Annotated in this window: 21 protein-coding genes and 1 riboswitch; of the genes, 10 read left to right on the forward strand and 11 right to left on the reverse strand. The window is 68.6% G+C overall.

Annotated elements, in window-relative coordinates:
• Positions 1 to 2 precede the first annotated feature (2 nt).
• Positions 3 to 1,328 carry an MATE family efflux transporter gene (locus AC6HZP_RS03860; protein ID WP_497525467.1) on the forward strand — a complete coding sequence of 442 codons (1,326 nt, stop codon included), beginning with the start codon at positions 3 to 5 and terminating at the stop codon, positions 1,326 to 1,328.
• A gap of 22 nt (positions 1,329 to 1,350) precedes the next feature.
• Here the strand turns inward: AC6HZP_RS03860 and AC6HZP_RS03865 are convergent, their stop codons facing one another.
• Positions 1,351 to 2,427: a quinone-dependent dihydroorotate dehydrogenase gene (locus AC6HZP_RS03865; protein WP_497525468.1), complete on the reverse strand. Its 1,077-nt coding sequence runs from the start codon at positions 2,425 to 2,427 to the stop codon at positions 1,351 to 1,353.
• Positions 2,424 to 2,768, reverse strand: coding sequence for a DUF952 domain-containing protein (locus AC6HZP_RS03870; protein WP_201402322.1), 345 nt, complete (start codon positions 2,766 to 2,768; stop codon positions 2,424 to 2,426). Before AC6HZP_RS03870 ends, AC6HZP_RS03865 begins: the two co-directional genes overlap by 4 nt.
• A 207-nt stretch (positions 2,769 to 2,975) precedes the next feature.
• Here AC6HZP_RS03870 and AC6HZP_RS03875 point away from each other — a divergent pair, with 207 nt between their 5' ends.
• A complete protein-coding gene (locus AC6HZP_RS03875; protein WP_497525469.1) occupies positions 2,976 to 3,626 on the forward strand; it encodes a S24 family peptidase in 651 nt (216 codons plus the stop codon).
• A gap of 35 nt (positions 3,627 to 3,661) precedes the next feature.
• Positions 3,662 to 4,423 (forward strand): thermonuclease family protein, encoded by a 762-nt coding sequence (locus AC6HZP_RS03880; RefSeq protein ID WP_497525470.1) that lies wholly within the window; start codon positions 3,662 to 3,664, stop codon positions 4,421 to 4,423.
• Here AC6HZP_RS03880 and AC6HZP_RS03885 read toward each other — a convergent pair.
• The 3 genes from AC6HZP_RS03885 to AC6HZP_RS03895 form a co-directional block, all read right to left on the reverse strand.
• On the reverse strand, positions 4,420 to 5,046 hold the full coding sequence (locus AC6HZP_RS03885) for a LysE family translocator (protein WP_497525471.1): 627 nt from the start codon (positions 5,044 to 5,046) through the stop codon (positions 4,420 to 4,422). The genes AC6HZP_RS03880 and AC6HZP_RS03885 overlap by 4 nt on opposite strands.
• 88 nt (positions 5,047 to 5,134) lie before the next feature.
• Entirely contained in the window at positions 5,135 to 5,662 is a 528-nt protein-coding gene (locus AC6HZP_RS03890) for a hypothetical protein (protein ID WP_497525472.1), read from the reverse strand.
• 126 nt (positions 5,663 to 5,788) lie between these two features.
• Positions 5,789 to 7,456 (reverse strand): lysine--tRNA ligase, encoded by a 1,668-nt coding sequence (locus tag AC6HZP_RS03895; RefSeq protein WP_497525473.1) that lies wholly within the window; start codon positions 7,454 to 7,456, stop codon positions 5,789 to 5,791.
• Between the two features lie 217 nt (positions 7,457 to 7,673).
• Here AC6HZP_RS03895 and AC6HZP_RS03900 point away from each other — a divergent pair, with 217 nt between their 5' ends.
• Positions 7,674 to 8,099 (forward strand): tellurite resistance TerB family protein, encoded by a 426-nt coding sequence (locus tag AC6HZP_RS03900; RefSeq protein WP_201402328.1) that lies wholly within the window; start codon positions 7,674 to 7,676, stop codon positions 8,097 to 8,099.
• A 3-nt stretch (positions 8,100 to 8,102) separates the two neighbouring features.
• Here AC6HZP_RS03900 and AC6HZP_RS03905 read toward each other — a convergent pair whose 3' ends face one another.
• Complete coding sequence (locus AC6HZP_RS03905) at positions 8,103 to 9,026, reverse strand: transporter substrate-binding domain-containing protein (protein WP_497525474.1); 924 nt, start codon at positions 9,024 to 9,026, stop codon at positions 8,103 to 8,105.
• 130 nt (positions 9,027 to 9,156) lie between these two features.
• Here AC6HZP_RS03905 and AC6HZP_RS03910 point away from each other — a divergent pair, with 130 nt between their 5' ends.
• A complete protein-coding gene (locus AC6HZP_RS03910) occupies positions 9,157 to 10,968 on the forward strand; it encodes a glycosyltransferase family 2 protein (RefSeq protein WP_497525475.1) in 1,812 nt (603 codons plus the stop codon).
• On the opposite strand, the gene AC6HZP_RS03915 is transcribed toward AC6HZP_RS03910, so the two are convergent.
• Both AC6HZP_RS03915 and pdeM read right to left on the reverse strand, forming a co-directional pair.
• On the reverse strand, positions 10,969 to 11,649 hold the full coding sequence (locus tag AC6HZP_RS03915; RefSeq protein ID WP_497525476.1) for a spermidine synthase: 681 nt from the start codon (positions 11,647 to 11,649) through the stop codon (positions 10,969 to 10,971).
• 102 nt (positions 11,650 to 11,751) lie between these two features.
• Entirely contained in the window at positions 11,752 to 12,468 is a 717-nt protein-coding gene (pdeM, locus tag AC6HZP_RS03920; protein WP_497525477.1) for a ligase-associated DNA damage response endonuclease PdeM, read from the reverse strand.
• A 224-nt stretch (positions 12,469 to 12,692) separates the two neighbouring features.
• Here pdeM and AC6HZP_RS03925 point away from each other — a divergent pair, with 224 nt between their 5' ends.
• From AC6HZP_RS03925 to AC6HZP_RS03935, 3 genes are all read left to right on the forward strand, one after another.
• A complete protein-coding gene (locus AC6HZP_RS03925; protein WP_497525478.1) occupies positions 12,693 to 13,400 on the forward strand; it encodes an RNA polymerase sigma factor in 708 nt (235 codons plus the stop codon).
• Between the two features lie 64 nt (positions 13,401 to 13,464).
• Positions 13,465 to 13,995, forward strand: coding sequence for a DUF4142 domain-containing protein (locus tag AC6HZP_RS03930; protein WP_497525479.1), 531 nt, complete (start codon positions 13,465 to 13,467; stop codon positions 13,993 to 13,995).
• Complete coding sequence (locus tag AC6HZP_RS03935) at positions 13,992 to 14,339, forward strand: cupredoxin domain-containing protein (protein WP_497525480.1); 348 nt, start codon at positions 13,992 to 13,994, stop codon at positions 14,337 to 14,339. Before AC6HZP_RS03930 ends, AC6HZP_RS03935 begins: the two co-directional genes overlap by 4 nt.
• Positions 14,340 to 14,652: 313 nt before the next feature.
• On the opposite strand, the gene AC6HZP_RS03940 is transcribed toward AC6HZP_RS03935, so the two are convergent.
• Together AC6HZP_RS03940 and AC6HZP_RS03945 are read right to left on the reverse strand one after the other, a co-directional pair.
• Positions 14,653 to 17,205, reverse strand: coding sequence for a ligase-associated DNA damage response DEXH box helicase (locus tag AC6HZP_RS03940; protein ID WP_497526730.1), 2,553 nt, complete (start codon positions 17,203 to 17,205; stop codon positions 14,653 to 14,655).
• An 85-nt stretch (positions 17,206 to 17,290) separates the two neighbouring features.
• Complete coding sequence (locus tag AC6HZP_RS03945; protein WP_497525481.1) at positions 17,291 to 17,770, reverse strand: hypothetical protein; 480 nt, start codon at positions 17,768 to 17,770, stop codon at positions 17,291 to 17,293.
• Positions 17,771 to 17,893: 123 nt separating this feature from the next.
• On the opposite strand from AC6HZP_RS03945, the gene AC6HZP_RS03950 reads away from it, so the two are divergent.
• Positions 17,894 to 18,916 (forward strand): ligase-associated DNA damage response exonuclease, encoded by a 1,023-nt coding sequence (locus tag AC6HZP_RS03950; protein WP_497525482.1) that lies wholly within the window; start codon positions 17,894 to 17,896, stop codon positions 18,914 to 18,916.
• Here AC6HZP_RS03950 and AC6HZP_RS03955 read toward each other — a convergent pair.
• Positions 18,895 to 19,839 (reverse strand): DMT family transporter, encoded by a 945-nt coding sequence (locus AC6HZP_RS03955; protein ID WP_497525483.1) that lies wholly within the window; start codon positions 19,837 to 19,839, stop codon positions 18,895 to 18,897. The two genes, AC6HZP_RS03950 and AC6HZP_RS03955, sit on opposite strands and share 22 nt — an antisense overlap.
• Positions 19,840 to 19,926: 87 nt before the next feature.
• Positions 19,927 to 20,077: riboswitch (FMN riboswitch) on the reverse strand.
• Between the two features lie 168 nt (positions 20,078 to 20,245).
• On the opposite strand from AC6HZP_RS03955, the gene AC6HZP_RS03960 reads away from it, so the two are divergent.
• Positions 20,246 to 22,045: a cisplatin damage response ATP-dependent DNA ligase gene (locus tag AC6HZP_RS03960; protein ID WP_497525484.1), complete on the forward strand. Its 1,800-nt coding sequence runs from the start codon at positions 20,246 to 20,248 to the stop codon at positions 22,043 to 22,045.
• Positions 22,046 to 22,065: the final 20 nt, after the last annotated feature.

The following is a 22,065-nucleotide window of genomic DNA, read 5'->3' on the forward strand; positions in this document are numbered from 1 at the left end:
TCATGACGCCCGTCATCCGCCCCTTCGAAGTCACCCATCGCGGCATTCTCGCCATCGCCGTGCCGATGACGCTCGCCTACCTGACGACGCCGCTGCTCGGCCTGGTCGGCATGGGCGTGATCGGCCGCCTCGGCGACGCGGCGCTGCTCGGGGCGGTGGCGCTGGGCGCCGTAATCTTCGATTTCGTCTTCGCGACGTTCAATTTCCTGAGGAGCGGCACCACCGGCCTGGTGGCGCAGGCACTTGGCGCCGACGACCGCACCGAGATCCAGGCGACCTTCTACCGCGCGCTCATCGTCGCCTTCGCCGTCGGGCTCGGCGTCGTCCTGCTGGCGCATCCTATCCTCGCGATCGCCCTCGCGGCGCTCGGCGGCAGTCCGGCCGTGCAGGCGGCGACGACGGAATACTACTCGATCCGGGTGTTCTCGACGCCGTTCGCGCTGGCGAACTACGTCATGCTCGGCTGGCTGATTGGTCTCGGCCGCTCGACGCTCGGCCTGTTCCTGCAGACCTTCCTGAACGGCCTCAACATCCTCCTGAACATCCTGTTCGTGCTCGGCCTCGGCTGGGGCATCGCCGGCTCGGCCTGGGGAACGACGATCGGCGAGGCGGTCACCGCCATTCTCGGCCTCACCCTGGTGGTCTCTCGGCTTGATCGCGCCCATCGCCCGTCGATGGCGCAGATCCTCGACCGGGCGCAGGTGCTGCGCATGATCGCGGTCAATCGCGATATCATGATCCGCTCGTTCACGCTGCTCTTCGCCTTCGGCTTCTTCGCCTCGCGCGGCGCCAAGATGGGCGATGTGGTGCTGGCGGCGAACGCCGTCCTGATGAACTTTTTCCTGGTCGGCGGCTATTTCCTCGACGGCTTCGCGGCGGCGGCCGAGCAATATGCCGGCCGCGCCATCGGCGCGCGCTATCGCCCGGCCTTCATCCGCTCGCTCAAGCTGACGCTCGGCTGGGGCTATGTGCTGGCGCTGATCGCGGCCGCCTGCTTCTGGTTCGGCGGCCCCTATCTGATCGACTGGATGACGGTGAACCAGGCCGTGCGCGACACGGCGCGGCACTATCTCGCCTGGACGGCGCTGACGCCGATCGCCGGCGTGCTCGCCTTCGAGATGGACGGCGTCTTCATCGGCGCCACCTGGTCCGAGGACATGCGCAACATGATGCTCTTGTCGCTCGTGCTCTATCTCGCCGTCTGGGCGGTGGCCGAGCCGCTCTGGGGCGTGCACGGCCTCTGGCTCGCCCTACTGGTTTTCCTGTCGGCCCGCGGCTTCACGCTCGCCTGGCGCTGCCGCGCGCGGACGCGGGCAGCGTTCGCCTGATCCGGATCGGCAGGGCGGGCGCCTAGGGCGCCTCGCTCGCCCATTTCTCCGTCTCGATGCCGACGGCGTCGGCGATCGACGGGATGCCGCGGCGGTCGAGGATGCGCGACAGGCCGGCGAGGATCGACGCCGGCAGGCCCGGGCCGCCATAGACGAAGCCGGAATAGAGCTGCACCAGGTCGGCGCCCGCCGCGATCTTGGCGAAGGCGGTCTCGGCGGATTCGATGCCGCCGACGCCGATCAGCGGCAGGTCCGGCCCGACCAGCTTGCGGAAGCGGGCGAGCTGGATGGTCGAGAGGCGGAACAGCGGCCGGCCCGAGAGGCCGCCGGTCTCCTTCGCCGTCGCCGCGTCGACAAGCTTCGGCCGGCTGATCGTCGTATTCGAGACGATGACGCCGTCGATCTTCCGCGCCAGCGCCACCTCGGCGACGTCGGCGAGGCCCGCCTCGTCCATGTCCGGCGCGATTTTCAGCAGCACCGGCACGCGCCGCGCCTGGGCGTCGCGCGCCTCGAGCACGCGGGAAAGCAGTTCGTCGAGCGCGCCCTTCGCCTGCAGGTCGCGCAGGCCCGGCGTGTTGGGCGAGGAGACGTTGACGGTGAAATAGGAGGCGATGTCGGCGAAGGTCTCGATACCGGCGACGTAGTCGGCGATCCGGTCCGTCGCGTCCTTGTTGGCGCCGATGTTGACGCCGACGAGCCCGCGCTTGCCGCGCCGCGCCTCGAGCCGCTGCCGCGCCGCCGCGTGGCCTTCATTGTTGAAGCCGAGGCGGTTGATCACGCCATGGTCTTCGACCAGGCGAAACAGGCGGGGCTTCGGATTGCCGGGCTGGGGGCGCGGCGTGATCGTGCCGATCTCGACGAAGCCGAAGCCGAGGCGCAGCATCGCATCGGGCACCTCGGCGTTCTTGTCGAGGCCGGCGGCGATGCCGAGCGGATTGGCGAAGTCGAGCCCGAACAGTTTTCGCGCCAGGCGCGGATCGCGATCGGGCCGGACCGAGGGGTGCAGTCCCGACGACAGGACCTTGATCGACAGGCCGTGGGCGACTTCCGGGTCGATCCGGAACAGGATCGGCCGGAGGAGGCTGCCGAAGGCGCTCATGCGGCGAGTTCCGGGAAGACGTGGTGGCCGTCATTGCCGAGCGGCAGCGCCTTGGTCCAGATCACGGACGAGAACTCGAGCGGGCCGTAGAGATGGGGGAACAGCGCCCCGCCGCGCGAGGCTTCCCATTTGAGCCGGTCGCCGAGCTTGTCGCCGTCGACCGCGACGAGCACGAGGTGGGGCTGGCCGCCGAAGTATCTCTCGGCCGTCTCGCGCACCTGCTCCGCCGAGGAGAAGTGGATGTAGCCGTCGGCGACATCGATCGGGGCGCCCGTGAAGACGCCCGCGTCCTTGGCCTCGCGCCACAGCGTCTCCGGGGCGATCTTGAAAATGATGGTCATGAGGGTTCCTAGCGGTTGCGCGGACCCTAGCTACGGCGCGGGCGCCGGACAAGGGCTGGCTTGGCCTGGAGCCGCAAAATCCGGCGACGCCGCTGGACATCGCCGGGGGGCGGGGATAAAGCTGGTGGAGAGGGATTTATTCCTTTGTGCCCAGGCTCCGGCGCCGGAGCCATGCGGGCGAAGGCCCGCATATGCGGAGGTTCCGCCATGTTGTCGCACGAGCGGATCTGGGCGGCGATCGACCGCCTCGCCGCCCGCAACGAGCTGACGGCGTCCGGGCTGGCCCGGAAGGCGGGGCTCGACCCGACGACGTTCAATCGCTCCAAGCGCATCGCCGGCGACGGCCGGCCGCGCTGGCCTTCGACCGAGAGCATCGCCAAGATCCTCGAGGCGACCGGCGAGCAGCTCGACGCCTTCCTGGACCTGATGCTGGCGAAGCGCATGGCGCCTCCCGTCTCGGCCGCCTTGTTGCGGCATGTGCCGCTGCTCGGCTTCGCCCAGGCGGGCGCGGGCGGCTTCTTCGACGATGGCGGTTTCCCAGCCGGACAGGGCTGGGACGAGGTCGCCATACCGGAGGCGCGGGCGGAGGAGGGCAACTACGCCCTGAAGATCTCGGGCGATTCCATGATGCCGCTCTATCGCGACGGCGACGTCATCATCGTTTCGCCGACCGCGCGCTGCCGGCGCGGCGATCGGGTCGTCGTCCGCACCCGCGAGGGCGAGGTGATGGCCAAGGTGCTGGAGCGCAAGACGACGCGCACCGTCGAGCTCCTGTCCCTCAATCCCGAGCATCCGAACCGCCAGATCGCCACCCGCGAGATCGACTGGATGGCGCGGATCATCTGGGCGAGCCAGTGAGGACGGCGCTCGCAGCGCTTTGTCTCGCGGGCGGGATGGCGCTCGCCATCATCATCATCTCGCAGTTCGGCGGCCTCGACCGTCGCGAACTCTCCGGCCTGATGGGCGCGCCGGCGCCCGAGCAGGTCGTGCTGCCGGAATTGACGGATCCAGCGCCCCGCGAGGTCCGGATCGTCGGCGGGCAGAACCCGGGAGCGGAGCCGCCGGTCGCCGCGAATGGGCCCGCCGCCACCGATGACCCGGCGAGCGCCGATTCCGAGCCGGCATGGATCAATCCCGCCCACCGCAATGTGACCGCGCCCGGCATGACGCCGGCGCCGGCGGGCAACGGTCCGCTGGAGCGCGAGGCGACGACGAAGCGGCCGGCGGGGCCTGCGCGCTGGAAGACCTTTTCGCCCGTCACCGTGCGCGAAGCGGGGCTGCTGGATCTTGGGCCTCGCAACGTCCGGCTCGCCGGCATCGTCCCTCCCGATCCGGACCGGCTTTGCCATCCGGCGGCGACCGGCGATCCGGCAATCGACGTGCCCTGCGCCCGGCTCGCCATGGTGGCGCTGCGCAGCCGCATCCGCGCCTTCGGCGTCGAGTGCCGGGTCTCGGCCAATGATCCGGCCGATCCGGCTGTCGCGCCCTGCCGGATTGGCAAGACGGACCTTTCGCTCTGGATGATCGAGCAAGGCTGGGCCAAGGCGGCGGCGCGGGCGCCGAAGCCCTACGCGGCGGCCGAAAAGGAAGCGCGCTGCGGCCGGCGCGGCATCTGGCAGGCCGGCGATCCGTCGGCCGACTGTCTGCAGAACTAGGCAGCGGCTCTCCGCAAGCCAGCGGCGAGGAGGCCGGCGCCGACCAGAAGGCCGCCGCCGGTGCGGTTGACGATGCGCTGTACGCTGGGCTTGCGGATCGTCCGGCGGGCGCCGGCCGCGATCAGCGCGTAGCTCGCGGCATTGATCGTCGCCAGCACCAGGAACGTCGCCTCGAACAGGATCATCTGCGGCAGCAGCGGCTGGCCGGCGACGAGGAACTGCGGCAGGAACGCCACGAAGAAGACGATGCTCTTCGGATTGAGCGCCGTCACCGCATAGGCGTGCAGGAAGATGCGGATCGGCCGTGCCTCGCGCGTATCGACGGCGCCCGGCTCGCTGACCGGCGCACGCCAGAGCTTGATGCCGAGATAGACGAGATAGGCGCCGCCCACCCATTTCAGCACGGTGAACAGCGCCGCCGAGGTGGCGAGCAAGGCGCCGAGGCCGAGCATCGAGGCGGTCATGGCGGTGAAATCGCCGAGCGCGACGCCGGCGACCGTGGCGCCGGCCGAGCGGCGGCCATGGCCGAGCGCGTAGGAGATCACGAGGATCACGGTCGGGCCGGGAATGGCGAGCAGCACGGCGGAGGCGGCGGCGAAGGCGAGCCAGTGTTCGAAGGTCATGGCGGATTCCCTTGGGAGACGTCGCCATCCATCCACCGAAAGCGGGGCGTTGCAAGCCCCCTCGACGGCGGCATTCGCTGGCGCCCCGTCAGCTCCTGTTGAAGACGAGGTCGGACAGCGTCGTCGTCGGACCGTCCGGCGTGGGGCGGCTGATCACCAGGATGCGCAGCGTGCCGCGTCCGTCATTGACGATGGTCATCTGCGCCTTGGTGCTGCCGTTGACGGGCTTTGGCCAGTTGATGGTGAAATTGACCCGGTCGCCGTTGCGCCGGCCGTAGATCGCGGCGGGGCCGACGCGGGCGCCGACATAGGTGCCGCTATAGGTGCCGGTCGCCGCGTCGTAGCGCACGCTGGCGCCGATCTCGCGCGTCACGATGACGGCGCCGCGACAATTGCCGTCGATCGCCATGCGGATGGCGGCGCGATCGCCGGCCACCGTGCAGGTCACGTTGAAGACCGGGGACTGCGCGTTACGGCGGACCTGCCCGCTCCCGGACCAGTTGCCGTCAAAGCGGTCGAGGAAGGCCTGTTCGTCGGCTCGGGCAGCCGGGTTGAACCCAACGCCGCCGGCGAGGCTGAGAAGGACGGCTAGTCCGGCTGTCCCGGTTCTGGACATGGCTCTTCGCTCCCGGGGCAGGAACGACCGGCGGTTGCCGGAGTTCCCGCCGCGCGGGTGCGATGTGATCACATTCGCTTCAATTAAAGCGGATCGCCGAAAGCGGAGCGCGCTTTCGGCGCGGGATCAGGCCTGGGCGGCGAGCTCGCCCTTGAGCGCCTTGGCGATGCGCTCGCGGGTCTCGGGAATGCCGTAGATCGCCACGAACGAGCCGAAGCGCGGTCCCTGGTCCTGGCCGAGCAGCACCTGGTAGAGGCCGCGGAACCAGTCGAGCGAGACGCCGGGCGGGTTGCCGTCCGGACCCTTTTTGTTGGGATCCGGGAAGTACTTCCGGCCGATGTCGAACACGACGGTCTGGATCTCGTCGGCATCCGCGGTTGCCGGCATTTCCGCCAGCGCCGCGTCGAGCGCGACGAGCGCATCGCGGATCGCGCCCTCCGGCAGGACATAGTGCTTGCCGGCCTTCAGCACGTCGTTGAAATAGCGGATCGCGTAGCCGGCGAGGCGGTCGAGCTTCTCGTGCGTGGCGGCCGTCAGATGCGGCATGTAGCGCGAGATATAGGCCCAGAGCACGCCCTTGTCGGTGGCGTCGGAGACGCTGACCAGGTTGAGCAGCATGGCGAACGGGATCGGCGAGCCCTCGGCCGGCGGGCGGCCGGAATGGATGTGCCAGGCGGGGTTGCCGAGCTGCTGCTCGACCGGCTGGCGGCCATAGGCGTCGACGAAGCCGAAATACTCGTCGACCGTGCGCGGGATCACCTCGAAGGAGAGGCGCTTCGCCGTCTTCGGCTTCTGGTACATGTAGAGCGCCAGGCTGTCATTGTCGGCATAGGTCAGCCACTGCTCGATCGTCAGGCCGTTGCCCTTCGACTTCGAGATCTTCTCGCCGTTTTCGGCCAGGAAGTGCTCGTAGGTGAAGCTCTCCGGCGGCTCGGAGCCGAGCGCGCGGCAGATCCGGGTCGAGAGCTTGACGCTGTCGATCAGATCCTTGCCGCTCATCTCGTAGTCGACGCCGAGCGCGAACCAGCGCATCGCCCAGTCGGCCTTCCACTGGCACTTGACGGCGCCGCCGGTGACCGGGACCTCGACGCGCTCGTTAGTGTCCGGGTCGACATAGGTGACGGTGCCCTTCTCGACATTGCGGTCGACCATCGGCACCTGCAGCACGACGCCGGTGGTCGGCGAGATCGGCAGGAAGGGCGAATAGGTGGCGCGACGATCCGGACCGAGCGTCGGCAGGATGATTTCCATAACCTCGTCATAGACTTCGAGCATGCGCAGCAGCGCCTTATCGAAGCGGCCGGAGGTGTAATAGTCGGTCGCGCTGGCGAATTCGTATTCGAAGCCGAAGCCGTCCAGGAAGGCGCGCAGGCGTGCGTTGTTGGCGGCGCCGAACGAGGGATACTCGTTCGAGAACGGATCCGGCACGCGGGTCAGCGGCTTGCCGATGAAGGCCTGCATCATCTCCTGGTTCGGCACGTTGGTCGGCACCTTGCGGAGGCCGTCCAGATCGTCCGAGAAGGAGAGCAGGCGTGTCGGGATCTTGTCTTCGGTCAGGAGGCGGAAGGCGTTGCGCACCATGGTGGTGCGGGCGACCTCGCCGAACGTGCCGATATGCGGCAGGCCCGACGGACCGTAACCGGTCTCGAACAGGACCGGACCCGCCGGGCGGTTCTGGCGCTTCAGGCGCTCGACGATCCGGCGCGCTTCCTCGAACGGCCACGCTTTCGACACCTGCGCAGCCTGAACGAGTTCGGGCGCAAGATCGAGAACAGGGAGCGTACCGGTCGACATCGAAAACCTCTTCTGGGGAAACGCGCGAAGGGATGTTTGGAGAGCGCGCGTGGGCGCGGACCCTAGGGAGCGCCCGGCTTCGCGTCAATGGCTGCAATCGTCCGGCCGGTATCGTTCTGACCGCGACAAGGCGGTGGTTGAACGGTGCACCAAGAGATCCTAATTTGGGCGGACCCATCCAGACGGGAATTTGGCCCGCGTGCAGGAGCGTATCGACATGGACAAGCCGACCGGCAGCACGGTCTCCCCGCAGGAGGCTCTGATCTATGCGATGGTGACGCTGTCCGCGGTGGACCGCCAGATGACGGATCGCGAGCTGCGCAAGATCGGCGATGTCGTCAACACGCTGCCGATCTTTGGCGGCTTCGACACGGACCGGCTGATCGCGGTCGCCGAAGCCTGCGCCGCCATCACCCGCGAGGACGATGGCCTGCACGCCGTGCTCGCAACAATCGCGACCTCGCTGCCGAAGAAGCTGCACGAGACGGCCTATGCGCTCGCCGTCGAAGTCGCGGCGGCGGATTTGCATGTCGAGCAGGAGGAGCTGCGCTTCCTCGAACTGCTGCGCGACGTGCTCGACGTCGATGCGCTGACGGCGGCGGCGATCGAACGCGGCGCCCGCGCCCGCTACCGGACGCTCTGATACCTAAAAATACCCGACCGGGAAGTAGCGGAGATAGAGCTCCGCGAACGCGCCCTTGTCATAGAGGCTGTCGAGCGCCCAGTTGAGCGCGAGCCGCAGGTCCTTGCGATCGGGCGGCAGCGCGATGGCCAACCCGGGGCCGAAAAAACGCGGCTCGACATAGGGACCGCCGACGAAGGCGCAGCAATTCGCCGCCGGCTCCGACTGCAGCCAGAACGCCAGCTGCACGCCGTCGCCGAAGACGAGATCGGCCGTTCCCGCCTTGAGCGCGTCATGCGCCGCCTCCGGCGTCTCGACCGCGACGGCGACGGCTTCCGGGAAGAAGTCGGCGAGATAGGCCTCGTGCGCACTCCCCTTGGCGACTGCCACCTTGCGGCCGGCGAGGCCTCCTGCGTCGAGACGGGGCGCGGCGCTCGCCTTGCGCGCGGCGAAGCGGGCGGCGGGGCGCAGATAGACATCGGAAAAATCGAGCTTGGCGCGGCTTTCCGGCGTGATCGCAATGCCGGCGAGCGCGGCGTCGACGCGGCCGGCGGCGACCGTGTCGATCAGCCCGTCCCAGGGCCGCGCCTGGATGGTGCAGGGAACGCTCAGCTCGCGGCAGATCGCCCGCGCCAGATCGACATTGAAGCCGGTCAGCCGGCCGTCGGCGCCCTTGAAATTATAGGGTGGAAAGTCGTCCGTCGTCGTGAAGCGGATGCCGGTCAGCGAGGTCGTGGCCGGCCGGTCGAGCCGGCGGTTCGGATCCCAGAGGTTGGGAATGACGACCCCTGACGACGAAATCGCCGGCGTCGGCGCCGTGTCCTGGGCGAGCGCGCTTCCGGCCTGGCCAGCGCCGCCGGTCTGCATCCCGAGGCTCGCCAGCATCACGAGACCCGCCAGGGTCGCGATACCCGCCAAGGTCGCGATGCTTGCCAACTGACGCCGCATGCCTGTATCACTCTCGGCTTGGATTACGTTACGGAAGCGCCTGATGCGCGATGGACTATAGACCAATTGTCGTCCGGGCAAGAGCCCGAAGGAGCGGACAGCGGGGTCTGGTTTGGATCACGAGGCAGGATTGGAACCGCCACGGCGAGCGGAACCTGACGGCGAGCTGCACTATGCGCTGCTCGCCGCGCGCCTCGGGCTGGCGTTCGATCCCTTGCCCCGCAAGAGCTGGGAGCGCGGGATGCCCGTCGGCGATGCCGATCTCGCCGATCTCGCCACTTCTATCCGCGCCGGCAAGACCGCGCTGATCGAGGACGGAACGTCGCGCCGCCTGCTGGTCGCGCCGGAGCCGGCGCAGGCCGGGCGGCTCGCGACCGTGCTCGAGCGGCTGCCGGGGCTTGCGTCGCGGCTCGTCGTGACGACGCCCGCCGTGATCCGGCGCTGCCTGACCGAGGCAGCCAGCGGTCCGCTGCTGGAGGAGGCTGTGACGGGGCTCGACCGCGACCAGCCGGAGCTTTCGGCCCGCCGGCTGCTGACGCCGCGCCAGATCCTCGGCGGCTTCGTCCTCTTCATGCTGCTGGCGCTCGCCTTCTGGTATGACGGCCGCCTCGTTCTCCAGGGCTTCAATCTCGCCGCCGGGTTCCTTTTCCTCGCCCTCGTCATGCTGCGGCTTCTCGCGGTCAGCATCGTATTGGAGCGGACGATGCGGCCGCCGCCACCGCTGGTGGTCGATCGGGATCGGTTGCCGGTCTACAGCGTCCTCGTCCCGCTCTATGACGAGGCGCACATGGTCGCCGATCTCGTCGGCGCGCTCGGCCGCCTCGACTGGCCGAAGGACCGGCTCGACATCAAGTTCATCGTCGAGGCCCGCGACCGCAAGACCCGACATGCCGTCGAGCGGCTCGGCCTCGGTCCGCCTTTCGAGATGATCGTCGTGCCGGACCGGGCGCCACGCACCAAGCCGAAGGCGCTCAATTTCGCCCTGCCGCTGGCGCGCGGCAGCTTCGTCACCGTCTATGACGCGGAGGACCGACCCGATCCCGGTCAGTTGATCGAGGCCTATCTGGCCTTCGCCGAAGGCGACGCGCGCCTCGCCTGCATCCAGGCGCCGCTCCTGATCGACAATGACGAGACCAACGGGCTCACCGCCTTCTTCGCGATGGAATATTCGATGCAGTTCGACGGCGTGCTGCCCATGCTCGCCGCGCTCGACATGCCGCTGCCGCTCGGAGGCACGTCGAACCATTTCCGCATCGAGGCGCTGCGCGACGTCGGCGGCTGGGATCCCTACAACGTCACCGAGGACGCCGATCTCGGCATCCGCTTCGCCCGCTGCGGCTATCGCACCAGCACGATCACGCGGCCGACCTATGAGGAAGCGCCGCGCACGACCAAGCTCTGGCTGAAGCAGCGGACCCGCTGGCTGAAGGGCTGGATGCAGACCTTCCTCGTGCATTCGCGCCAGCCGATCCGGCTCTGGCGGGCGCTTGGCCCGCGCCGCATGCTCGGCTTCATCCTGACGGGCTTCGGCGCCATCGTGGCGGCGGCGATCTACCCGATCTACCTTGCGACCGCCGTCGCCCTGCTGATCGATCCCTCGGCGCTCTGGCGGGCGGAAACTCCGCTGGGATCGGCGATGATCTTCCTGAACGTCTTCAACTTCGTCGCCGCCTATGTCGCGTTCGCGCTTCTGTCGCGCGCCACGCTCCGGATGCGTCAAAGGAAGCGCCAGCCGGGCATCCTGCTCTTCCTGCCCGGCTACTGGCTGCTCCTGTCGCTCGCCTGCTACCGGGCCTTCTTCCAGTTGATCGTCGCGCCGCATCGCTGGGAGAAGACGAAGCATCACGGGCAGGAAGGCCGGCGCAGCCTCGTCGCGCCGCCGCTTCCGGCCCGCGCCCTGGCCCCGCCCGCGGAAATGCGCCGTCGTCTCGGTCCGGCCTGATCAGGCGCCCGGACGCGTCGCGAGCCAGATGACGTGCTTGGCGCCGCTGCGGCCGCGATTGGCCCGCACCCGGACCTCCTCGACGGCGAAGCCGGATTTGCGCAGGCGCTGCGTGAAGACGGCGCTGGGGCCCGAAGACCAGACGGCGAGCACGCCGCCGGGGCGGAGCGCGGCGTAGGCGGCGCCGAGCCCCTGCAGCGTATAGAGCCCGTCATTCGACTCGCGCGTCAGCCCGTCCGGACCGTTGTCGACGTCGAGCAGGATGGCGTCGAAGCTGCCGCCTCCGGCGCGGATCGGGTCGCCGACATCGCCGACATGGATTTTTACGCGGGGATCATCGAGGCAATCGCCGAAGACCGGCTGAATCGGCCCGCGCGCCCAGGCGACGACGGCCGGCACCAACTCGGCCACGGTGATCTCGGCGTCCGGCCCGAATTCGGCGAGCGCCGCGCGCAGCGTAAAACCCATGCCGAGGCCGCCGATCAGGATCCGCGGGCTGGCTCGCCCGGCGATGCGTTCGGCGCTCAGCGAGGCGAGCGCTTCCTCAGACCCGCTCAGGCGGCTGTTCATCAGCTCGTTCGAGCCGATCATGATGGAAAACTCGGCGCCGCGCTGCATCAGCCGCAGCGTTCCGCCGCCGCCGGGAATGTCTGCCGTGTCGAGCCGGACCCAGGGTATCAAGCGCTCACTCTTCCGTTCTGTCGTCGAAAACGCCGGCACCATATACGGAGGATCCGGCGCCGGGCAGGGGAGCCCCGCCTGATTTCGCTGGCGTGTCGACGGCTATTCGCCCTTGAGGCGGCGGCCGGCGACGGCGTGGACGGCGTCGCCCAGCATCCAGGCATGGAAGGCATGGCCGTCGAAGAGCGGCCGGAAGGCGGCGTCGAGCACGTTGAGCCCGCCGGCGAGCGCGCCGAAGGCCGGCATGACGAGCCGGTTGCCGTCGGCGGCGAAGCAGCGACGGCGGATCGAGCGGCCCCGGCCGACGAGCCGGGCGGCGGGGTGGAGATGGCCGGCGATCTCGCCCGGCCGGGCGCCGGCGAGCGGTTCGTGGCGGAAGACGAGCGGGCCGACGGAAAATTCGCCGGTCGCCCAGCCGCCGAGTTCGCGCGGCGGCTCGGGATCATGGTTGCCGGCGATCCAGATCCATTCGGCCGAGGCGGTCATCGCGCGCAGCGCCGCGCGGTCGCTCTCGTCGAGGCGCTGGTCGCCCGTCCTGTCGTGAAAACTGTCGCCGAGCGCGATGACGCGTTGAGGCGCCAAGCGGGCGAGGATCGCCGCGAGCCGCGCCAGCGTCGTCCGCGTGTCGTAGGGCGGCAGCATCTGGCCGCGCCGCGCGAAGGACGAGCCCTTTTCGAGATGCAGGTCGGCGACGACGAGCGTGCGCTCGTCCGGCCACCAGAGCGCGCCTTCGATTAGCGGAACCAGCGGCACCGAGGCGACCGAGAGCCCGGCAGTCGCCGTTTCCGTCCTGTCCGGGGCTGTCGCGGTTCCTTGCATGTCGTTCCGGTTCGAAGCGGGGAATTGAATCAGGCGAGCATTCTAGCATTCGCGGCGCCGCACGAAACCTCGAAGCGCGTCCGTTTCGGCTCGCTCCTACATTCCTGCGAAGTGGCGTACAATCCTGCGGCAGATGCCCGGGGCCGGGAACGCTTTGGCATCGCCCGCATCCAATGAGCGCCCACCGATCGCGACCGCGCTTGGGGGCGGACGAGGAGGCAGGAATGGCCAGCCACGAACTAGCCCGCATCGAGCTCGGCGAAGCCGATTTGATCCTCCGCGCGCTCCGGCACGAGGAGGCGGCGGTCCGCACCATCATCCGCCAGAACAACCGGCGCCTGTTCCGCCTGGCGCGCGGCATGACCGGCGATGACGACGAGGCGGAGGATATCGTGCAGGCCGCCTATGTCCGCGCCTTCTTGAGGCTCGGCAGCTTCCGCCGTGAATCGAGCCTCGCCACCTGGCTGTCGCGCATCGTCATCAACGAGGCGCTCGGCCGCATCCGCCGCCGCCATCCGACGGTCGAGCTGACGCCGATGATCGAGGCCGAAGCGACCGAAGCCGACATCATCCCGTTCCCGCTGGCGGCAGCCAGCCCAGATCCGGAGAGGAGCATGGCCCAGCGCGAGATCCGCCAACTGGTCGAGGCCGCGATTGACGCGCTCCCGGAACCGTTCCGCATCGTGCTCGTCGCCCGCCTGGTCGAGGACCTTTCGGTCGAGGAGACGGCGTCGCTGTTCGATCTCAAGCCCGAGACGGTGAAGACGCGCCTGTTCCGGGCGCGCAAGCTGCTGCGGCAGGCGCTGGAAGCCAAGGTCGGCGACGTGCTCGGCGATGCCTTCCCCTTCGGCGGCGCGCGCTGCGAGCGCATGGCCGACCGCGTCGTGGCGATCCTCGCATCGCGGGAACCTTCGTCGACCGGCGACATCTAACGGATCGTCGCGGGCCAACCGGCCATCGCATCGACAAGATTATCGCAGCGACTGGGAGACGATCATGAACGCGCTGAAAACGATGGGCATCGCCCTTGGCGGGCTGATGCTGACGACGACGCTTGGCCTCGCCGCCGAGACCGCGAAGCCGACCGATCCGGAAATCGCCCACATCGTCTACACGGCCGACACCATCGACATCCAGGCGGCGCAACACGCCGTGAAGACATCGAAGAACAAGGCCGTGCTGGAGTTTGCCAAGGACATGATCCGCGACCACGAGGCGGTCAACAAGCAGGCCCTCGCGCTCGCCGCCCAGCTCAAGGTCACGCCGAAGGACAATGCGACCAGCCAGGCGCTGACGAAGCAGGCGGACGCGACGGCGAAGCACCTCGCGACGCTGAAGGGGGCGGCCTTCGACAAGGCTTATGCCGACAACGAGGTCGCCTATCACCATGCCGTCAACACGGCGCTCGAGACGACGCTGATCCCGGCGGCGCAGAACGCGCAACTGAAGGACCTGCTGACGACCGGCCTCAAGATCTTCCAGGGCCATGAGGAGCACGCCCGCATGGTGGCGGGAGAGCTGAAGTGACGGGCGGCTGGGGCCGCCGGCGGGCGCGCGTCGGGTTGGCGCTCGCCGGCGTCGTGCTCCTGCCGGCCGCTTTTACACCTCTCGCTGCATCGGCCGAGACGATCACCGTCCAGGTGAGCAAGCTCGCCTTTGTTCCGGCCAGCGTCACAGCAAAGGCAGGCGACACGATCGAATGGGTGAACGCCGATTTCGTCGACCACACGGCGACTGCGGCTGACAAGGGCTTCGACGTGAAGCTGCCGGCCGGCAAGACCGGCAGCGTGACGCTGAGCAAGGCGGGGACGTTCCCGTATTTCTGCCGGGTCCACCCGATGATGAAGGGGATGATCGCGGTTACGGAGTAGGGGAGTTTGGCCTCTCCAGAGGGGTGGGGCGGCGCCTGTTGCGGCACTGGAGTGCGTGGCCCCGCCGCTCGCCCACCCTCGCCGTCATCCCAGCTCGCCGTCATACCATCCTCGCCGTCATCCCCGCGAAGGCGGGGATCCATACAGCCGCTCTTTTGGGAGGTTTACACGCCCGCCGCTTCGGCTGAATGGATCCCGGGTCGGGGCCCGGGATGACAGCGAGGGTGGGATGACGGCGGAGCCAAGAGGCTGTGGCAGCCAAGCGCGGGAGTCGAAGCCCAAGACCACGAGCCAGCAGGCCCGTCACGCCGCCTCACTCCACCGCAGCCCTTTCCACCACTTCGCCCATCGCCTCGCGGACGAGGTCGTCGGCGTTCTCGCGCAGGATTGCCTCGTTCGCCTCGCCGCCGACCGGCTCCTTGCCGATATCGAGCATCACCGGCACGGCGAGCGGCGAGATGCGGTCGAGCGGCTGATGCCGGATGTGGTCCTTCACCCGCGCCAGCATGTCGGAGAGACGGCGGACGTCGAGCAGTCCGGTCGCGGCATCCGCCCAGGTCGCCTGCAGCAGGATGTGGTCGGGCTCGTGGCTCCGCAGCACGTCGTAGATCAAATCCGTCGAGATCGTCACCTGTCGGCCGGTCTTCTCGCGGCCCGGATGCCGGCGCTCGATCAGGCCGGAAATCAGCGCGCAGCTGCGAAAAGTCCGCTTCAGGAGGTGACTTTCCGCCAGCCAGGCGTCGAGATCGTCGCCCAGCATGTCCTGGTCGAACAGATCGCCGACGGATGGCCTTTCCCGGGCGAAGGCCTCGCCCATGTCGCCGAGGCCCCAGACGGCGAGCGCATAGTCGGAGGCGACGAAGCCCATCGGCTTGAGCTTCGCCCGCTCGAGCCGTCGGGTCAGCAGCATGCCGAGCGTCTGGTGCGCCAGCCGCCCCTCGAACGGATAGGCGACCATGTAGAAGCGGTCGCCGCGCGGAAAGGTCTCGACCAGCAGCTCGTCGCGCGCCGGCAGGACGGAGGCCCATTTCTGCAGAGCGAGCCAGTCGGAGACCTGATGCGGCAGCCGGCTCCAGGCGGTCTCGTCGGCGATCAACCCGCGGACGCCGTCGGCGAGGTAGGTCGAGAGCGGGAACTTGCCGCCGAAATAGGACGGCACCTTGGGCGCCTCGTTCACCGTGCGGCTGGCGATCGCCTCGTTGTCGCGAATGCCCTCGAAGCGCAGCACGAGACCGGCGAACAGGAAGGTGTCGCCCGGCACCAGCGTCTCGAGGAAATACTCCTCCACCTCGCCAAGCACGCGGCCGCCCATGCCGAGCGGGGCCCCGCTTCTTCGCGAGGCGAGCCGCACCTTCAGCATCGGATCGGCGACGATGGTGCCGACATTCAGCCGGTATTGCTGCGCGACGCTCGGATGGGTGATGCGCCAGGTGCCGTCGGTGACCCGGCGGATCTTGGCGAACCGCTCATAGCTCTTCAGCGCATAGCCGCCCGTGGCGACGAAATCGACCACGCGGTCAAAGGTCTCGCGCGGCAGCGACGCATAGGGCGCGGCGGAACAGATCTCTTCATGCAGGTCGTCGGCGGAAAACGGCGCGGCGCAGGCCATGCCGAGCACGTGCTGCGCCAGCACGTCGAGCGAGCCGGATTTCGGGCGCGGCGTATCCTGCGCGCCGATCGTGCTCGCCTCCAGCGCGACGGTGCATTCCATCACCTCGAAGCGATTGGCCGGCACGAGTAGGGCGCGCGACGGTTCGTCCATGCGGTGGTTGGCACGGCCGATGCGCTGGGCGAGCCGGCTCGCACCCTTCGGCGCGCCGACATTGACGACCAGATCGACATTGCCCCAGTCGATGCCGAGATCGAGCGTCGAGGTGCAGACGACGCAGCGGAGGCTCCCCACCGCCATTGCTGCCTCGACCCGGCGGCGCTGCGCGACGTCGAGCGAGCCGTGATGCAGCGCGATCGGCAACGCGTCCTCGTTGACCTGCCAGAGCTCCTGGAACACGCGCTCGGCCTGGCTGCGCGTGTTGACGAAAACCAGCACCATGCCGTTCGCCTGGATCGCGGCGTAGATCTCGCCGATCGCATGCACGGCCGAATGCCCGGCCCAGGGCAGGCGTTCCTCGGTGTCGAGGATGGAGATCTCCGGCTTGGCGCCGCCGGCGACGGTGACGAGATCGGACAGGTTGGCCGGTTCGCCTTGGGTCTGCGGCATCAGCCAGGCGCGCAGATCGTCCGGCTCGGAGACCGTCGCCGACAGGCCGACGGTTCGCAGGTCCGGCGCGAGACGGCGGAGCCGGGCGAGCCCGAGCGCCAGCAGGTCGCCGCGCTTCGCCGTCACCAGGGCGTGCAGCTCGTCGAAGATGACGGTCTTCAGATCGCCGAAGAAGCGGCCGGCATCCGGATTGGAGAGGAGCAGGGCCAGCTGCTCCGGCGTCGTCAGCAGGATCTCCGGCGGCTTCAGTTTCTGGCGCTGGCGCTTGTGCGCCGGTGTATCGCCGGTGCGTGTCTCGATCGCGATGTCGAGGCCGATCTCTGAGGCCGGGGCCTCGAGATTGCGGGCGATGTCGACGGCGAGCGCCTTGAGCGGCGAGATGTAGAGCGTATGCGGCCCGCGTCCGCCTTTTCCCGCCGGCGGGCGCGTCGCGAGATCGACGAGGGTGGGCAGGAAACCGGCGAGCGTCTTGCCGGCGCCGGTCGGCGCGATCAGCAGCGCGGATCGTCCCTCGCGCGCCTTTTCCAACAGCGCGAGCTGATGCGGCCGCGGCGCCCAGCCGCGACGGGCGAACCAGTCGGCGAACGAGTCGGGCAGGCTCGCGACAAGGCTTCCAGGGTCGGCTTGGGGGCGAAACTGGTGCGTCACGTTCGAGAGGTAGCGCGCGGCACGGTCATCGCCAAGGGAAAACTGGAACAAAACGGGACCAGAGTCGCGAAGCTCCGCAAGGCCATCAGGCCCGTTCGAACCGCATCACCCAGTTCTTTTCCCAATTGTCGCCGCCATCGGCCGAGAACCATTGTTCCCAGATCGGCCGCTCGCCGGCCGTCCAGTCGAAGCGCACGCGCACCGGAACCCCGCCCTCCCTGTCGTCGCCAAAGAACTGGCCATGCCCGTCCCGGAACTGGCCGATCGTCGGCGGGAAAAGCCGGAAGCTCTTGGTGTCCGACCAGTAGATCGACCAAAGGCCGGAAACGGGATCGAAGAGGCGTAGCGTCATGCCGGTGAAGCCGCGCGCCGGGACGAACATCGTGTCCAGATTGCCGCCATGCCCGCCCGCATGCCTCCCCTCGGGGATCGGCATCACCTTCTCCACGCGGGATGTCGCCGGGAATGTTTCCCACTCCGTCGAGCCGACGAGGCGGTGCTTCAGGAACTCGTTGGTGATGGTCCACTCGCCGATCAGGAAGTCGAAGTCGCCGAAACCACTCATCTGCCCCTCCGCGTGAAGCTGGGATCATGACGTTGTCCCAGCGGAAAGGGAACGGCAAGGAATCCTCGCGCGGATCTCGCAGGTTTCCCTTTCATCAGGGTCGAGACCACCTAGATTGGAGGCATGCGTCCGTCCGACTTGCTGTCCCCCGTTCCGGAAGGCCTCTATTGCCCACTCGGCGGCTTTCACATCGATCCCGTGCGGCCGGTGGCGCGGGCGCTGATCACCCATGGCCACTCCGACCATGCCCGGCCCGGCCACGGCGCCGTGATGGCGACGCGCGAGACGCTCAAGATCATGGCCGAACGCTACGGCCCCGATTTCGCCGGCAGCGAGACGGTGGCCCGCTTCGGCGAAGCGGTCACGATCGGCGACGTCACCGTGCAGTTTCATCCGGCCGGCCATGTGCTGGGCTCGGCGCAGATCGCAGTCGAGGCGAAGGGGATGCGCATCGTCGCGTCTGGCGACTACAAGCGCCGGCGCGATCCCACCTGCGCGCCGTTCGAGCCGGTGAAGTGCGACGTCTTCATCACCGAGGCGACGTTCGGCCTGCCGGTGTTTCGCCATCCCGACGACGGCCACGAAATCGGCAAGCTGCTCGCCTCGCTCGCCGCCTTTCCGGAGCGGGCGCATCTCGTCGGCGCCTATGCGCTCGGCAAGGCGCAGCGGGTGATCAAGCGGCTGCGCGAGGAAGGCTACGACCGCACGATCTACATCCACGGCGCGCTGGAGCGGCTCTGCCGGCTCTATCAGGAAGAGGGCATCGACCTCGGCCCGCTGGAGGCGGCGACCGTCGAGGCCGGCCGCAAATCGGCCGGCGACACGGATTTCGCCGGCGCCATCGTCGTCGGGCCGCCCTCCGCCTTCGCCGATCGCTGGGCGCGGCGCTTTCCCGATCCGGTCTCCTGCTTCGCCTCCGGCTGGATGTCGATCCGCCAGCGCGCCAAGCAGCGCGGCGTCGAGCTGCCGCTGATCATCTCGGATCATTGCGACTGGGCCGAGCTGACCCAGACGATCGCCGAGATTGCTCCCGCCGAGGTCTGGGTCACGCATGGCCGCGAGGAGGCGCTGGTGCGCTGGTGCGAGCTGGCCGGGATCCGCGCCCGGCCGCTGCACATGGTCGGCTACGAGGACGAGGCGGAGTAGGCCGCCTTGGCGCCCTGCTGCCGGCTTTCGCGCCAGAGCAGGAACATTGACGCGCCGACGATCAGCGCCGCGCCCGCCCAGAGATGGCTGGGCGGGATCCAGCCGAAGACGAGCCAGCCGGCGATGACGTTGAGCGGCAGCTTGACATGGTCGAAGGGCTGCACATAGGCGGCGTCGGCCCTGGCATAGGCGAGCGCCAGGAAGCCTTGGGCGGCCGCGGTAAGCACGCCGACGGCGACAATGGCGATCCAGGCGTCGCCGGACGGTAGGACGATGCCCGTGGGCAGCGCCAGCAGCAGATTGACCGGCGCGAGCAGCAGCAGCAGCCAGGCGGTCACCGCCTCGGGGCTATCCTCGGCGAGCAGCTTCTTCTGCACGAGCGAGACGCCGGCCCAGAGCACGGAGGCCGCCAGCGGATAGAGGCTGGCGATGGTGAAGCTTTCCGAGAACGGATCGAGGATGATCAGCCCGCCGGCGAAGCCGACGACGACGGCGAGCCAACGCTCGATCGAGACCTTTTCGCCGAGAAAGAGCCCGGCGCCCAGCGTGACGACGAAGGGCGAGGTCATGACGAGGGCGATCGCCTGGCCGATCGGCACGGCATGCGAGAGGCCGAGCACCCAGAACTGCACGCCGACGGCGGCGAGCAGGACGCGCAGCGCCTGCAGGCCCGGCCGGCGGGTCCGCAGCGAAGGCAGGCCGCGCCGCGCCGCCCAGGGCAGGACGACGACGAGGGCGATGGCATATTGCAGGAAGGCGGCGGTCGGCGCCGGCAGATGCAGGCTGACGGTCGCGACCTGTTCGAGCGTATTGACGCCGGCAAAGGCGACGCCGGCGAGGATCATCCAGAAGGCGCCGGCGACGGGCGCTCCAAGAGCGGAAGGCTTTGCAAGCGATGGCTTGGCGAGGGTCGTCTGACTCATGTTGGTTCCCATCGGGTTCGACAACACGAAATCAGGGCATGAGCGACAGCCATTGCGCCGGCCGCGAGGGCCGGGTTGCAATGTCTTCGCCGTTCTCTTCCATCCGGACTATGACCGTCGGCTTCGGAATTTAACCGAATCTGCTGACCCTTTCCGCTGGAACGGAAAGGCGCTCGCGGGCTTGAAGGAGAACCTTCTTACCGCCGGTGGGGAGTTTCACCCCGCCCTGAGAACGAGATCCGACGAAACGCCGGACCGCTCACATCTAGTCGGTCGCCGGCGTCACTTCAACCCGGGCGCGCCGGGGCTTTCCCGCGTCGTCGCCACTCCGCAGAACCTTTGTTGGTCGCGTTTTCTTCACGCGAACCGGTATCCACTTCGCTCGAAAACGCTCTAGATTGCCGTCATGCAGGCCTTCGCCGCCCTTCTCGACCGCCTGATCCTGACGCCGTCGCGCAACGCCAAGCTGCGGCTGATGGCGGAGTATTTTCGCGAGACCCCGGATCCCGATCGTGGCTGGGCGCTGGCGGCGCTGACCGGCTCGCTTGACGTCCCCGCGGTCAAGCCGGCGATGCTCCGCGCGCTGGTCGCCGAGCGCATCGACGAAGTGCTGTTCGCCTATTCCTACGACTATGTCGGCGACTTGGCGGAGACGATCGCGCTGGTCTGGGACGAGGGCGCGATCGCGCCGGTGGCGGCGGAGCCGGTACCCCTCTCTCCAACTCTTCCCCACAAGGGTGGAGAGGGCGCTCCGGTGGGCGTCCTCGACATCTCCATGGACGAAAGCCGAAAGCCCTCCCCCCTTGTGGGGGAGAGTTGGGTGGGGGGTACCGCCTCGACGCCTCAAGCCTCTCGCAAGACAAACCTCCCCTCGCTCTCCGCCATCGTCGAAACGCTGCTCGCCTCGTCGCGCGCCGACGGGCCGAGACGCGTCGCCGCCTTTCTCGATGCGCTCGATGCCGAGGGGCGCTGGGCGCTGCTGAAGCTCGTCACCGGCGGCCTGCGCATCGGCGTCTCGGCACGGCTCGCCAAGCAGGCGCTGGCCGATTTCGGCGCCGAAAAGGTGGAAGGGCTGCAGGTCAACGAGATCGAGGAGCTCTGGCACGGCCTCAAGCCGCCTTATCTGCCGCTGTTCGCCTGGCTGGAGGGGCGGGCGGAGAAGCCGGTTTCGTCGGCGCGGGCGCCGTTCCGGCCGGTGATGCTGGCGCAGCCGCTGGAGGAGGCGGATCTTCCGCGCATCGTTCCCGAGATCTATGCGGCGGAGTGGAAATGGGACGGCATCCGCGTCCAGGCCGTGTCGGACCAGGGCGTGCGCCGGCTCTATACGCGCACCGGCGAGGATATCGGCGACACCTTTCCCGACATGCTGGAGGCGCTCGACTTCAAGGGCGCGATCGACGGCGAACTCCTGGTCGGTCGCCGCGAGGGTGAGGTGATCGAGCCGGGCTCCTTCTCCGAGCTGCAGCAGCGCCTCAACCGGAAGACCGTCTCCGGCAAGCTGATTGCCAGCCATCCGGCCTTCATCCGCGCCTATGATTGCCTCGTCGACGGCGAGGACGACGTCCGCGCGCTGCCGTTTCGGGATCGGCGCGAGCGGCTGGAGAGTCTCGTCGCCGGCTCGCTCGCTGGCCGCATCGATCTGTCGCCGCTCGTTGCCTACGAGACGACTGACGATCTCATGGCGAAGCGCAGCCAGCCACCGGCGCCCATCATCGAGGGCCTGATGCTGAAGCGCTGGGATTCGGTCTACGAGCCCGGCCGGCCGAAGGGGCCCTGGTTCAAGTGGAAGCGCGATCCCTACACGGTCGACGCGGTGCTGATGTATGCGCAGCGCGGCCACGGCAAGCGCTCGTCCTTCTATTCCGATTACACCTTCGGCGTCTGGAAGGCGGGTGAGGGCGGCGACGAGCTGGTGCCGGTGGGAAAAGCCTATTTCGGCTTCACCGACGAGGAGCTGGTCGAGATCGACCGTTTCGTCCGCCGCAACACGCTGAACCGCTATGGCCCCGTGCGCGAGGTGACGCATACCGCCGCGACCGGCCTCGTGCTGGAAGTGGCGTTCGAGGGGCTGAACCGCTCGACGCGGCACAAATCCGGCGTCGCCATGCGCTTTCCCCGCATCAGCCGCCTGCGCTGGGACAAGCCGCCGGCCGAGGCCGACCGGATCGAGACGCTGGAGGCGTTGCTCGGCCCGGACGCGGGATGAAACGCCAGCGGTGATTTAGC

It is taken from the genome of Kaistia sp. SLG-1, from assembly GCF_059699055.1.